Genomic DNA, 12,610 nt, shown 5'->3' with positions numbered 1-12,610 from the left:
TCCCTCAAATGACCGTGACGGCCATCGTCGCGACGCCATCGATGCCGCACGACACCGCGTCACCGCGCAATACCGGTCCGACACCTGACGGTGTGCCGGTCATGATGATATCGCCGGGGGCGAGCGTAAACAGTTTTGACAGTTCAGCGATGATTTCCGGGATTTTCCAGATCATCTGGTTGAGATCGCCCTGCTGCTTGGTCTCGCCGTTGATCTTCAGCCAGATATTGCCGTCTGTCGGATGTCCGATAACCTCTGCCGGAACGATCTGTGATAGCGGCGCCGAATGTTCAAAGGCTTTTGCCGCCGCCCAGGGTTTGCCGGCGGCCTTCGCCTCTGCCTGCAGGTCGCGGCGGGTGAAGTCGATGCCGACGGCGTAGCCGTAGACGCAATCGAGTGCGTCTGCAGCCTCAATGGCATCGCCACCCTGTTTCAACGCGATCACCAGCTCAACCTCGTGGTGCACGTCGGTCGAAAGCGGCGGGTAGGGGAACGCGTCGCCATGGACAAGATTGTCTGGGTTTTTTTGGAAAAAGAAAGGCGGTTCGCGATCGGGATCGTGGCCCATCTCGATGGCGTGGGCGGCATAATTGCGCCCAACGCAATAGACGCGGCGGACCGGGAAAGTTTGCCCGGAATTGATCACCGGCAAAAGCACCGGTGCGGGAAGGGGGATTACAGTTGTCATCGACGTCCAGACATTCGATTGCGAATGCCGGACGATAGCACCCCATTGCGGGGCGGGGAAAGTGGCTTCAGCTGCAGACGTAGGCCTGAAGCTGGTCGCGTGTCAGAAAACCGCTGTCCGCCCGGGAATTGTATTCCGGATGGGTATATTCCAGGCTCGGGACATCTGGAAGTTCCAGCGCCTGACGGACTGTCATGATGCCGACGTCGCGGCGGTCGCTGCCGTGCTTCAAGCTGACTTCAACGATCCGATACAGATTTTCCTCTACCATGTGTTCTCTCCCGTCTCTTATTTTTTGATTCTGGGTTGTAGTAGCTACTCCGAAATTGGTTTTTATGAGGCACCTCATCTATTAGCATGCCACACATGAAGAAATCGCAACAGTGATTTTTTAGCATCTGCTTGGATTTGTGCCGGAATGAAACGCGTTACCGCAGAGCACTCCCTATCCGGTATTTGCAGACGTCATCCCCCACTTGGAACAATCTTGCAGTTCGGGTGTTTTGCAGGCAGCAGCAAAGGAGCTTGAGATGGCGAATATCAAGAATTTGCGGGCCGGCTTTACCGGCGAACTCGATGAAAGCAGCGGCGTGACGGCCAAAGCGAAACAGGCAGCCAGCTATGTCCGGGACGAGGCTTCCGCCGTCGCGAAAAGCGCTCAGGATCATCCTTCCGCCACCAGCACCGCCTTGCTGGTTTTTGGTGCAGCCGCTTTTGTCGCGGGCTATCTGATCGGCAGCGCATCCAATGGCCAGCAAACACAAAGACGTTACTGGTAACGGTTGCGTTGCATCAGATTTTATTTGATTTTTGTGCATCGCAGCATTATAGTCATATTTATCGCAGCGATTCACCTCCTCCCGAAGAGCTGCGACCGATCAGCGGTCACCTCCTCCCGACCGTGGGTCATTTTCAGAAGCCTGCCGCACCTCCTCCCGCGGCAGGCTTTTTTCGTTTTGTGCTCTGCCCAACGGGAACTAAATCGGCTATTGTGCTGTTATGGTCTGGCAAGACATTCGGAGGAGACGCTCATGCCAAATACCAAATGGTCCAATCCAGTCGAAGTGGGATTTGCACACAAGGGTTCTCAGGTGGTTCTGGGGCCGTTCGACGCACTCATTTGCCTGATGGATACCTGGCCGGATCTTCGTGGTCCGCGCTACGTTGCAGCCAGAAGCTTCTGCCGCGCCGCCATTGACGGCCGCAAGTCACTAGAGGAGGCCCGAGAGGTCTTCATTGCGGCGGCAGAGGAGGCCAAACTGCAGGCGCACTGACGCGCTCGGCAGATATAATCGATTACCAGCTGCGCATCCGCCGGCGCAGAGTGGATATGTATTTCAGTCAAAGTATCGCCGTCGTCTCCATTTGCAGACGTTGCTCCGTGTTGTTGGACTTACAGCGTCTGTTGGATACGTCACCAAATCTCCTTCTGACGACCCTTCCAAAGTTCGATCTCGCTTTCAAAACTGCTCCGCTGTATAAGGCCGAAATTGTTTAGGCCGCTTGAGCCGCGAGATATGCTTCTCCACTTGCGCGCCTGTTTCTCCAGAACATTGTACCGCCTGCAATGCGTGCGGGGATGAAAGTATTTTTTCGATGGGCAACGCAGCGATTTCGGCATCGGGTAGCACCGCTTCGGCATATTTCGGAGCGCCGGTCTTTGCCGTGGCCCCGATGATCGACTGGACCGACAGGCACTACCGCTTTTTTGCCCGGCAACTGTCCAAGCATGCTTTGCTCTATACCGAGATGATCGTCTCCGAGGCGATCCTGCGGGGTGATCGTCAGAGGCTGCTGGGGTTCGATACGGTCGAGCAGCCGGTGGCACTGCAGCTTGGTGGCAATGATCCGCGCAAGATGGCGGAAGCGGCACGTATCGGCGAGCAGTTCGGCTATGCCGAGATCAACATGAATGTCGGCTGTCCCTCCGACCGCGTGCAATCCGGCACGTTTGGCGCCTGCCTGATGCGGGAGCCTTCGGTTGTGGCGGACTGTGTCGCGGCGATGAAGGCGGCAGTGTCCATTCCTGTCACAGTCAAGTGCCGGATCGGTGTCGATGACCAAGACCCCGAAATCGCGCTTCGCGATCTGGTGTCGCGGGTGGTGGAGGCCGGGACGGATGCCGTCTGGGTTCATGCGCGAAAAGCCTGGCTGCAGGGGCTGTCGCCGAAGGAGAACCGCGATATTCCGCCGCTGGACTATGCTCTGGTTCATCGGGTCAAGGCGGAAAATCCCAGTCTTTTCATTGGCATAAATGGCGGTCTTGGCAGTTTGAATCAGGCTGTTGACGAGCTGAATCACGAAACGGTGCTGGATGGCGTCATGCTCGGACGGGCGCCTTATCATGATAGTGCGATGCTGACGGCCGTGGACGCGGCTTTTCCGCATCCGGTGACGGGAGCGGCTGCAGCCGATTTCTCGGGCGAGGCCTTTACTGCCAATGGCCACCGGCAGTCTGTGGAGTTCTGGGCCGGGGTGCGCGATGCGATGATGGGCTATGCGGCCGGGCATATCGCTACGGGCGGACGGCTGATCCATGTCACCCGCCACATGGTCGGACTGTTCCAGGGCTGGCCGGGTGCGCGGCGGTTCCGGCAGATCCTGTCGGCCGATGCGACGCGGGCAGGGGCCGGGCCAGAGGTGATCGCGGCGGCATTCGACGCCATCTTTCTGGCTGCCGAGGCAAAGCAGGCGGCGGAGTAAAAACCTTCGGCTTGCCACAGTCCCGATCGATCCATTTGATTATTGCACGGATTTTCGGCCCGGGGATAATCGACGGCCACAAAAAAAACGGCGCCCCGGGGGACGCCGTTCAATAAGTCATCGCAAGCAGTCAGATCGAGGCTTAGTCAGCCTGGATGTTGACGGCCTTCGGGCCCTTGCCCATGCGATCCGGCTCGGTGTCGAAGGTGACCTGCTGGCCGTCCTTCAAAGTCTGGAGACCAGCGGCCTGCAGCGCGGAGATGTGTACGAACACGTCCTTTGCGCCGCCTTCCGGCGTGATGAAACCAAAACCCTTGTCCTGGTTGAAGAATTTTACGGTGCCCTTGGTGGCCATGGGAGAAGTCCTTTTTCCCTTAATGATGTGTCCTCACCCCTGCCAGGGTGGAGACGTTTTTCTTTCCGGTTTTGTCTTTATTCCGGAAAGCCAGTCGGAGAAGTCGATAACGGGGAAAGAACGTCTACAGTGCCTTTCGGCACGCCCGGATTTTTCCGGGACCATACAGCCAGTCCAGTCTCCGGGATGCTAACGCCCGAACGCGGAAATATTTGCAGCAAAAAAAGAAAATAGCAAGCGTTTAATCCTTTGCACTCAACCGCCTGTCGGTACGGGCTTTGCGATGCACCACAACGGGCCATTTGCCGGTTTTCACCGGGCAGGCGATGCCGCAACCGCGCGGACCGGGGAAAACCACGCCCCGTCCCGATCTCACCACAATTTGGTCCCGCCGATGTCCGATTAAAGGGCGTTCGCGCAGCATCCGCTTTTGGGTTGAAGCGGGCTTTTAGGTTGATGCGCGCTGGGCGAACGGTTAGGTCAGGGGTGAAATGACGAATGCTGGACTGCGAGGTGGCGCTGTGATCGACCCCTATGAAACGCTTGGAATTGCCCGCGATGCCGACGAGCAGGCGATCAAGGTGGCCTATCGCAAGGTGGTCAAGGCGGCGCATCCCGACAGCGGCGGCGATACCGAGGCGTTCGGGCGGCTGCAGGCCTGCTACGATCTGTTGAAGGATCCGGTGCGCCGCAAGGTCTATGACAATACCGGCTATGATCCGCAGCTGGCCGACCCGCGCGACCTGCAGGGTATTCTGAAGCTCGAAACGCTGGTCAACGATTTCATTCTCGACGAGCGCGAGCCCGGCAGTTTCGATCCGGTCGCCGCCATGCGCCGCAAACTGTCCGACGATATCGTCAAGAGCCGTTTTCACATTCTCGAGCTGGAGCGCCACCGCGCCCGCGTGCGCCAGCATCTCGATCGCCTCGGCCGCCGCCCTGCCGCCGATATTCTCGGCTCTATGCTGCGCACCCGCTCGCAATCGATCGCCGACGCCATCCGCAGCGCCGAGGCGCAGATCGAGGCGACCGAGCAGGCCTACACGATTCTGGAGGGCTATTCGTACGAGCTGGAACAGCTGGAGGCTGCGGCGGAATAAAGCGGGTTCGGATTTTGGGTGCGTCTTGCCGCTCGTTGTTTCACGCTGGCGGCTCCCCCACACTCCGTCATTCCTGTGCTTGTCACAGGAATCCAGTGCGCCGCGTCGGCGGCGCGCAAGACCCTCTTGTGGCGGTGCGGTTGAAAGAGTCCTTTCACGGCGCGGACGCGCCGTGGCTGGATTCCTGTGACATCCCTCGGGTCAAGCCCGAGGACAGGAATGACGGAGGGTGAGGGAGGCTCTGTGGCATACGGCAAAGGCCGGGCCGGGTCGTCCTTATTCATTTCGCCACCGGCGGCGTGCGCGCCGGGATGTTTTCGCGGTCGCGGCGGAAGGCGTCGAAGCGGCGTTTGTCGTGGGGTGGGACGGCGGTGCGGGCGAGTTCGACGCAGGTGTCAAAAAAGGCCCGCTGCTCGGGATTGCCCCAGGTGTATGTCAGGCCCTGATGGCCGCCGTGTTCGAGGATGATCTGGGCCTGGCCGTAAAATTCATCAAAAATCTGGCGCTGTGCTGCGGTCAGGTTGCGCAGGCAGCAGGGTTCGCCGCTGTTTTTGAAATGCCAGTCGCAGGCGTTCTTGCGGCGGCAGTCGCGGCGGCGGCAGGCCAGATGCGGCACTGCCAGCATCTCGGCGGTGCGGGCCATCAGCCATGTCTGGAGGGAAAGGGGCATGTCTCATCTCCGTTGCCTTGTCGCGTGACTGCGGCGTGCGCCGCCATTCACGCGCGAAAAATGGTCACGCGCGAAAAATCTCGCCGTGGTTGAACGTCAGGTGGACGGGGCGCTGAAAGCTGCCGCGTTTGATAGTAGAAAGTGACACCTCTCAGCGCCCCGTTCGGCGGTTTTTGCCCGCGACTTGGGTCTCACTGAGGTCGCTAGGCGGACGGTGTTCGTCTGACCCGATGGACCCCGGCCGAACCAATTTATCGGCAACGATCCACCCGGCCGCCGCCGGATTTTTTTAACCCGGCGAAACCATCCGCTGTGCCACCCTGTGTGCCGCACAGGCACGCCCGGCGCGCTCTTTCGGGCTTCAAGAGACAAGGGCAAAACCCCCGTCTCTCCCCGTGTCGCCGGAGGGAGACCATTTTCCGCAAGCCCCGGAGGTGAGGACGTCCGTCCTGTCCTCAAACCCGGCACCGGCCCCGCCTCGCTGCCACGGCTGGCAGTGTATCCGTGGCGGGACAGGAGAAGTATGGCATGGGTTTTGGGGGCGGGGATTTTGGGGGAAACTGGGGAGGGGATCGGCGACGGGATTGAGCACGTAGCCTTTGGTTAAGGTGTTGATTTTGGGTCCTCTGCCGCAAGGGCGGATATGAAGGCGGCGCACCTTGCAAGCAAGAATGCATCCCCGCTGTAGCTCTTGAAATCAGCGCGACATCCTTAGCCTCCGTCATTCCTGTGCTTGTCACAGGAATCCAGCCACGGCGCGTCTGCGCCGTGAGAGAACTCTTTTGTTCGCGTTGTGGAAGTGGTCTTGAGCGCCGTGGACACGGCGCACTCGATTCCTGTGACAGGCACAGGAATGACGGAAGGTGAGGTGGTTTTTATGGTCAAAATCGCTCCGTATTTCCGAGCGCGGACTTGCTCACAGCCAAGCACTTATGCCATGTTTTCTTCTTCAATCGCAGGGTGTGATGTGACCAAGATTATGGGTCAATGAGGTGTGCACTGTGTTTTTGCAGGACAGTTATCTAAAGACTGCTACTTCGACATCTTTAGCATAATTATGAGGCTCCACACGGCGGCTGTCTCGTTGTTAAGAAAGTCATTTATTATGAAGATGAAGATACATTTTAAAGTTAGGTCAATTATCCGCGCCTTTGAAGAGTGGCCAATTAATGTCGGGGATTTTGTCGTTAATTATCAAATAGAAGATCATATTATTACAGGAATTAGTATAGATTTCGCGATAGCGGACGCCGATTTTCCGCAGGTAGTCGAGGACCTAAATCCATTCTCCAGAATCGCGGCCTCAATCACAATTCCAGAGGTCGCAAAGTTGAAGGAAGCGCGAGCTTTTCTTAGGCGTATCCAATCTTTTTTGAGTTCTGTTGCCCCTACCACAATAGATTTCAATTCTGAACGTTTGGAGTGGATACCTGAAAATCAAGAAGAAAAGGAACGCTTAAAATTGTATGGTTTCTCCGTATCGTCTGAAGGAACCATGTATGATGACGCGCGAGAATTGACTTTCGATTTTGTCGCAGCACTCACTTACAACTCGTATAGCGCTTCACAACAAGAGATTGCGTTGTCATTTGTTCATAAAGGAAACGCAGATTATAATGACGGAAAATATATTTCTGCCTTTTATAATTATTTTTTATCCCTAGAAACCCAATTTTTTGCGGGATATTCGGACCCCAAAAAAGTCAAAATTAAAATCAAAGCAAATGATCGTATTGCGGAAGCGCTGTCAGATCTCCGTGACGCTATTTCTTTTCAACGCCAAAACTACAAAAAACAATTTACTAAATTGAATGGAATGACCAACAATATGATTGTTGATCATATTGTCGATACTAGGGGAAATCTGCATCACCATTCTTCCCGTGGGCCCGCTTCGTGGCATCCCGACGAACCCGAGGTTTTTGAAGAGGAAGCGTTTGCATTGAAGGTGCTGTCAGGGTCTATTGCGAACACTATTGTGCTGTCCTCAACATTCTCCACAGAGCGTAGTAGTGATTTTTTTGAAATGTGCAAGAAGGCCGGTGCAGTGGTCAGTTTGATCGCTCGGGGAACTGAAATAACCTACAAAGGTGAAGCTAGAAAATTCGAATCAAAAATGAATATTCCTGGAATAAAGCCTCATGCAGCGCTTGTCGAAAGGCTTAATAATGAATTAAGGGTTCAAATAGGTCGTAGAAAAAGCTTTCCAAAGGAGTACGTTATTTCTGATTTAAACGGTGTACTTGTTGCGTCTTACAGGAGATCGGAATTGGCATCCTGAATGTTGGTTTCATAAGTGCTTATCGAATTTTCCATCGAATCTTGTAAATATATATTCCAAGATTTCAATATTCCATCGGGATAATATTTTAAATCAATTTTCTCTATTATTTTTTCTTCGGCAATGGTGACTGCGTGCCAAGGAACGCGGCCATCAAGAAGAAAATCATCCAGCGGTATGTCTTCGACATTTATATCGAATTTTTCCGTTTTAATAATTACGTCTCTTTTCCCTCCATTATGTTTGTAAAGTCTCACCTCAGCTACTGCATAGAATCTAATGCTCTTCGATTTTATCCGAGTTTCTGCTGACATATCTCTTCCATGTAAAAATTTAGTAATGTCTGTGCAGTGTATAAACTTCTAGTTTTATCTTGGATTTTCGTCAATTTAGCTAATGTCGGTCGATATGATTTTCGCCGATGAAAGATTTGGCTACCGCGCCCCATCAAACAACGCACTCAGGCTCCACGGATATTCCCCCTGCTGGTTGGCGATGTCGTCGACTTTCCAGCCGCCGTGTTCCTTGACCAAGGTGTAGTAGAGCGTCACCGGTTCGGAATTCTTAAACGTTACCTCGACCTCGGCGGTGTCGTCGAGGACGATCGGCTGGCCGACTTCGACATTGGTGGCAGCGCCATCCTGGCCGGAAATCACCGGGTCGAAATCGATGGTGCCGCTGTCGCCGGGTTCGGTGGTGTCGGCATCGTCCTGGAAGCGGGCGTTCAGCTGGTCGGAGAAGAACGGCGAATAGAGCGAAGGGGCGCTTTCGGCGGTCTGGCTGGTGTCGTAGCTGTAAAGCGCTTCGAGTAGCGCTTCCGGGGTCTTGTAGGTCTGGGCGGCGGCGGGCAGGGCCGAGAGTGCTGACAGGGCGCAGAAGGCGGACAGGAAGAGGGCGGGCAGGCGCATGGCGGGTCCTTTGGCGGCGGGTGTTGCTTGAGGAGTAGCCGATGGGCGCTGGTCTGGCCATGCAGCATTTTTGGGGATGTGGGCGGGGGCAGGCCGGATGAAAGCTCTTGGTTGACTTGCCCCTCACCCCGGCCCTCTCCCCGCGGGCGGGGAGAGGGGATGACGGAGAGTGCCGCGTCTCTGTTGGTCACAGGGCCACTTTTCAGATTGGGAGAAAGGGAGAGTTTGCCGCTTGTCCCTTCTCCCCGTTTCGACAGGGAGAAGGTGCCCGGCAGGGCGGATGAGGGGCGGCGTAGTTGAGGTGCCTTCGGCCCCTCATCCGGCGCTGTGCGCCACCTTCTCCCCGCTGGGGAGAAGAGGGAGCGGGCGGAGTTTGAGGAGGGCGCGGCACTCTGTCGGCTTTGCCGGCATCTCCCGTATAAGGGAGAGATTGGGTCCATGGGTGTGGTGGTCACCCCACCCCGGCGCTGTGCGCCGACCCTCCCCCTCAAGGGGAGGGTGTTACCGGGAGGGTATCATTGGCCGGGGCGGCCGGTCTTGCCTTTGGTTTTCTTCTGGCGCTTCAGGTCGCCGGCGTCCTCGTAGGAGCCGGCGCCGGATTTGGCGCGGATGAAGGGTTTGGGGTCGTCGGCCCCCCTCACCACGTTCGCCGAACCAATCGGCTTTGCCTCTTGGGGATCCGCTCCCCGCTGGGGCGAGGAAGGACTCTGCTTTTCCGGCTGGCCTTCGAGCAGCGGCGAGACGCGTTGTCCGGGTTCCGTCTTCGGCTTTTCCGGCAGTTTGCCCGTGGTGTTCAGTGGCTTTTCGGTGCGGCCGACGGTCATTTCGTCGAGGCTGTTCTTGCGGAACAGGCTGGTTTCCGGTCGGGCGGGGACGGCGATGTTGTGGCCGATGTCTTCCAGCGTGGGTTTGCGGAAGCCGGATTGCCCCTCGGTCGCCGTTGGGGCGATGGAGCCGTCCGATGCCGCCGGTTTGCGCGCCGGGCGGGTCATGTCGGTGCCTGGGCCCATGTCGTCGAGGGTGGGTTTGGCGAAGAGGCTTTTTCCCTCCCCCTTGTGGGGAGGGTGGCCTCCCCGGGATTTGCCTTCGGCAAACCCGAGGACAGGCTGCGGGCCGGGAGGGGGGGGGGCGACGGTCTCGGAGGATGGGGTCTGCCCCTCCCCAACCCTCCCCACGAGGGGGAGGGAGTCGAGTGAGGATGCCGGGCCCTTCCTTTTCGAGCCGGTAGGCTTGCCGCCACCTTCCATCGCCCGCGCTTCCTGGCGGGCCATCGGGTCGTCCATGACGGCGAGTTCGGCGGCCTTGAGGCGTTTGATTTCGTCGCGCAGACGGGCGGCGGTTTCGAAATCGAGGTCGGCGGCGGCGTTGCGCATCTGTTTTTCCAGCGCTTCGAGATGGGCGGCGAGATTGTTGCCGACCATGTCGGTGATACCGCCCTTGCCCCCCCTGATGCCGATATCGGCGCGGACATGGTCCTTTTCGTAGACCGAATCGAGGATGTCGGAAATGCGGGCCTTGACCGATTCCGGGGTGATGCCGTGGGCCGTGTTATAGGCCACCTGCTTTTCGCGGCGGCGCGAGGTTTCCTCCATGGCGCGCTTCATTGAGCCGGTGATGTTGTCGGCATAGAGGATGACCTTGCCATCGACATTACGCGCGGCGCGGCCGATGGTCTGGACCAGCGACGTTTCCGAGCGCAAAAAGCCTTCCTTGTCGGCATCGAGAATGGCGACGAAGCCGCATTCGGGGATGTCGAGGCCTTCGCGCAACAGGTTGATACCGACGAGCACGTCGAAGGCGCCGAGGCGCAGGTCGCGGATGATCTCGATGCGCTCCAGCGTGTCGATATCCGAGTGCATGTAGCGGACGCGAATCCCCTGTTCGTGCAGATATTCGGTGAGGTCCTCGGCCATGCGCTTGGTGAGCACGGTGACCAGCGTGCGGTAGCCGGCCAGCGCCGTCTCGCGGATTTCGCCAAGCACGTCGTCGACCTGGGATTTGGCCGGGCGGACTTCCACCGGCGGATCGATCAGGCCGGTCGGGCGGATGACCTGTTCGGCAAAGACGCCGCCGGCCTGTTCCATCTCCCACGCCGCAGGCGTTGCCGACACGGCGATGGTGTCGGGCCGCATGGCGTCCCATTCCTCGAAGCGCAAGGGACGGTTGTCCATGCAGGACGGCAGGCGGAAACCGTATTCGGCCAGCGTCGCTTTGCGCCGAAAGTCGCCCCGGTACATGCCGCCGATCTGGCTGACGGAGACGTGGCTTTCGTCGATGAACAGCAGGGCGTTGTCGGGGATATATTCGAACAAAGTCGGCGGCGGCTCGCCGGGGCTGCGGCCGGTGAGGTAGCGCGAATAGTTCTCGATGCCGGCGCAGGAGCCGGTGGCTTCCAGCATCTCGATATCGTAGCGGGTGCGCTGCTCCAGCCGCTGGGCTTCGAGCAGGCGGCCGCCCTTTTCCAGCTCGGCGAGGCGGAGCTTCAGCTCTTCCTTGATCGACTTGATCGCCTGGTTGAGTGTTGGGCGTGGCGTTACATAGTGGGAATTGGCGTAGATTTTTACCGACTTCAGGTCGTCGGTCTTCTGGCCGGTGAGCGGATCGAACTCGGTGATCCCGTCGATCTCGTCGCCGAACATCGAGATACGCCAGGCTGCGTCTTCCAGGTGGGCCGGGAAGATCTCGATGGTATCACCGCGGACGCGAAAAGAGCCGCGCTGAAAATCCATGTCGCGGCGCTTGTATTGCTGGGCGACGAGGTCGGCGAGCAATTGGCGCTGGTCGAGCCGGTCGCCGACCGTCATCTGGAAGGTCATGGCGGTATAGGTCTCGACCGAGCCGATACCGTAGATGCAGGAGACCGAGGCGACGATGATGACGTCGTCGCGCTCGATCAGCGAGCGGGTGGCCGAGTGGCGCATACGGTCGATCTGCTCGTTGATCGACGATTCCTTCTCGATGAAGGTATCGGAGCGCGGCACATAGGCTTCCGGCTGGTAATAATCGTAGTAGGAGACGAAATATTCCACCGCGTTGTCGGGAAAGAAATTCTTGAACTCGGAATAGAGCTGCGCGGCCAGGGTCTTGTTCGGCGCCAGGATGACGGCGGGGCGTTGGGTGGCCTCGATCACCTTGGCCATGGTGAAAGTCTTGCCGGAGCCGGTGACGCCGAGCAGAACCTGGGAGCGGTCACCGTTCGACAGGCCCTCGACAAGGTCTTTGATGGCGGTCGGCTGGTCGCCGGCGGGCTCGAAGTCGGATTGCATGCGGATGGCGATGCCACCTTCGGACTTTTCCGGCCGGGCGGGCCGGTGCGGCGTCCACATCTTGCCGTCCTTGAACAGCGGATTGCCCGATTCTATCAGGGCGGAGAGGGCCTCGACGGTGGCGGTGACGGCGGAGGGGGCAAGCGCATCCTCGAGCGCCGTGTCCATGCCGGCCACGGGGTTCAGCCCGGCGGCGGCGCGGGCTTTTGGATCCGAAGTGCCGCCCATCGAGGTGCCACGCGACGAGCGGCTGGCACCGACGCCCTCCTTAGCGCTCACGCTGTCGGCGCTCTGCGCCTTCGCTCCGCGAGGGCCTCGCACGGGCTCGGACGCCCGTTCGGGCTTGCGGCCTGCAGCCGATTGCGCTGCGGCCTCATTTTTCGCCTTTTGCGCCGCGATCTCCACCTTCTTGCGGTGTTTTCCGGCCTTGGAGGCGACGTCGTGGCGGGTCTCGATTGTCTCGGCCTCGGCCATGCGCTGCAGCTCGTTGGCCCAGTCGGCAACGTTTGACGACAGCGGGGCGCCTTCGAACGAGGCCTGGGGAGCTTCCTCGAAGCCGCCAAGGTCGGGATGGGGGGATTTTTTCGGTGCTTTCGACATGGGGGGAATATGGAGAGAGTCCGGGGAAATGTGAAGGGG

General features: G+C 58.4%; 12 protein-coding genes. 5 read left to right on the top strand and 7 right to left on the bottom strand.

The features are described 5' to 3' along the window. Positions 1 to 4: 4 nt before the first annotated feature. The gene (locus tag ACQY8Q_RS24430) at positions 5 to 688 is read right to left on the bottom strand and encodes a fumarylacetoacetate hydrolase family protein (RefSeq protein ID WP_428429047.1); all 684 of its coding nucleotides are present in this window, start codon (positions 686 to 688) and stop codon (positions 5 to 7) included. Between the two features lie 67 nt (positions 689 to 755). Then, complete coding sequence (locus ACQY8Q_RS24425; protein ID WP_428429046.1) at positions 756 to 959, bottom strand: hypothetical protein; 204 nt, start codon at positions 957 to 959, stop codon at positions 756 to 758. Positions 960 to 1,218: 259 nt separating this feature from the next. Between ACQY8Q_RS24425 and ACQY8Q_RS24420 the strand changes: the two genes are divergently transcribed. From ACQY8Q_RS24420 to dusA, 3 genes are all read left to right on the top strand, one after another. Beyond that, the gene (locus ACQY8Q_RS24420) at positions 1,219 to 1,467 is read left to right on the top strand and encodes a hypothetical protein (RefSeq protein ID WP_428429044.1); all 249 of its coding nucleotides are present in this window, start codon (positions 1,219 to 1,221) and stop codon (positions 1,465 to 1,467) included. A 252-nt stretch (positions 1,468 to 1,719) separates the two neighbouring features. Next, positions 1,720 to 1,962: a DUF982 domain-containing protein gene (locus ACQY8Q_RS24415; protein ID WP_428429043.1), complete on the top strand. Its 243-nt coding sequence runs from the start codon at positions 1,720 to 1,722 to the stop codon at positions 1,960 to 1,962. 322 nt (positions 1,963 to 2,284) lie between these two features. Beyond that, complete coding sequence (dusA, locus tag ACQY8Q_RS24410; RefSeq protein ID WP_428429042.1) at positions 2,285 to 3,391, top strand: tRNA dihydrouridine(20/20a) synthase DusA; 1,107 nt, start codon at positions 2,285 to 2,287, stop codon at positions 3,389 to 3,391. A gap of 142 nt (positions 3,392 to 3,533) precedes the next feature. Here dusA and ACQY8Q_RS24405 read toward each other — a convergent pair whose 3' ends face one another. Next, positions 3,534 to 3,746, bottom strand: coding sequence for a cold-shock protein (locus ACQY8Q_RS24405; protein WP_037095903.1), 213 nt, complete (start codon positions 3,744 to 3,746; stop codon positions 3,534 to 3,536). A gap of 491 nt (positions 3,747 to 4,237) precedes the next feature. Between ACQY8Q_RS24405 and ACQY8Q_RS24400 the strand changes: the two genes are divergently transcribed. Next, positions 4,238 to 4,846, top strand: coding sequence for a J domain-containing protein (locus tag ACQY8Q_RS24400; protein WP_428429041.1), 609 nt, complete (start codon positions 4,238 to 4,240; stop codon positions 4,844 to 4,846). Positions 4,847 to 5,126: 280 nt separating this feature from the next. Here the strand turns inward: ACQY8Q_RS24400 and ACQY8Q_RS24395 are convergent, their stop codons facing one another. Further along, on the bottom strand, positions 5,127 to 5,516 hold the full coding sequence (locus tag ACQY8Q_RS24395; protein WP_428429040.1) for a hypothetical protein: 390 nt from the start codon (positions 5,514 to 5,516) through the stop codon (positions 5,127 to 5,129). 1,105 nt (positions 5,517 to 6,621) lie between these two features. Here ACQY8Q_RS24395 and ACQY8Q_RS24390 point away from each other — a divergent pair. Continuing rightward, positions 6,622 to 7,797, top strand: a complete 1,176-nt coding sequence (locus ACQY8Q_RS24390; protein WP_428429039.1) for a hypothetical protein — start codon at positions 6,622 to 6,624, stop codon at positions 7,795 to 7,797. Here ACQY8Q_RS24390 and ACQY8Q_RS24385 read toward each other — a convergent pair. The 3 genes from ACQY8Q_RS24385 to uvrB all read right to left on the bottom strand — a co-directional run bounded on the left by ACQY8Q_RS24385 (position 7,770) and on the right by uvrB (position 12,571). Next, positions 7,770 to 8,111 (bottom strand): hypothetical protein, encoded by a 342-nt coding sequence (locus ACQY8Q_RS24385; RefSeq protein WP_428429038.1) that lies wholly within the window; start codon positions 8,109 to 8,111, stop codon positions 7,770 to 7,772. The genes ACQY8Q_RS24390 and ACQY8Q_RS24385 overlap by 28 nt on opposite strands. 120 nt (positions 8,112 to 8,231) lie before the next feature. Beyond that, positions 8,232 to 8,705: a DUF3828 domain-containing protein gene (locus tag ACQY8Q_RS24380; RefSeq protein WP_428429037.1), complete on the bottom strand. Its 474-nt coding sequence runs from the start codon at positions 8,703 to 8,705 to the stop codon at positions 8,232 to 8,234. Between the two features lie 515 nt (positions 8,706 to 9,220). Continuing rightward, positions 9,221 to 12,571, bottom strand: coding sequence for an excinuclease ABC subunit UvrB (gene uvrB / locus ACQY8Q_RS24375; RefSeq protein WP_428429036.1), 3,351 nt, complete (start codon positions 12,569 to 12,571; stop codon positions 9,221 to 9,223). Positions 12,572 to 12,610 lie beyond the last annotated feature (39 nt).

The organism is Pararhizobium sp., assembly GCF_965279435.1.
GTDB lineage: Bacteria > Pseudomonadota > Alphaproteobacteria > Rhizobiales > Rhizobiaceae > Pararhizobium.
The sequence above is the reverse complement of the archived record's forward strand: the minus strand, read 5'-3'. Positions and strand labels throughout refer to the sequence as shown.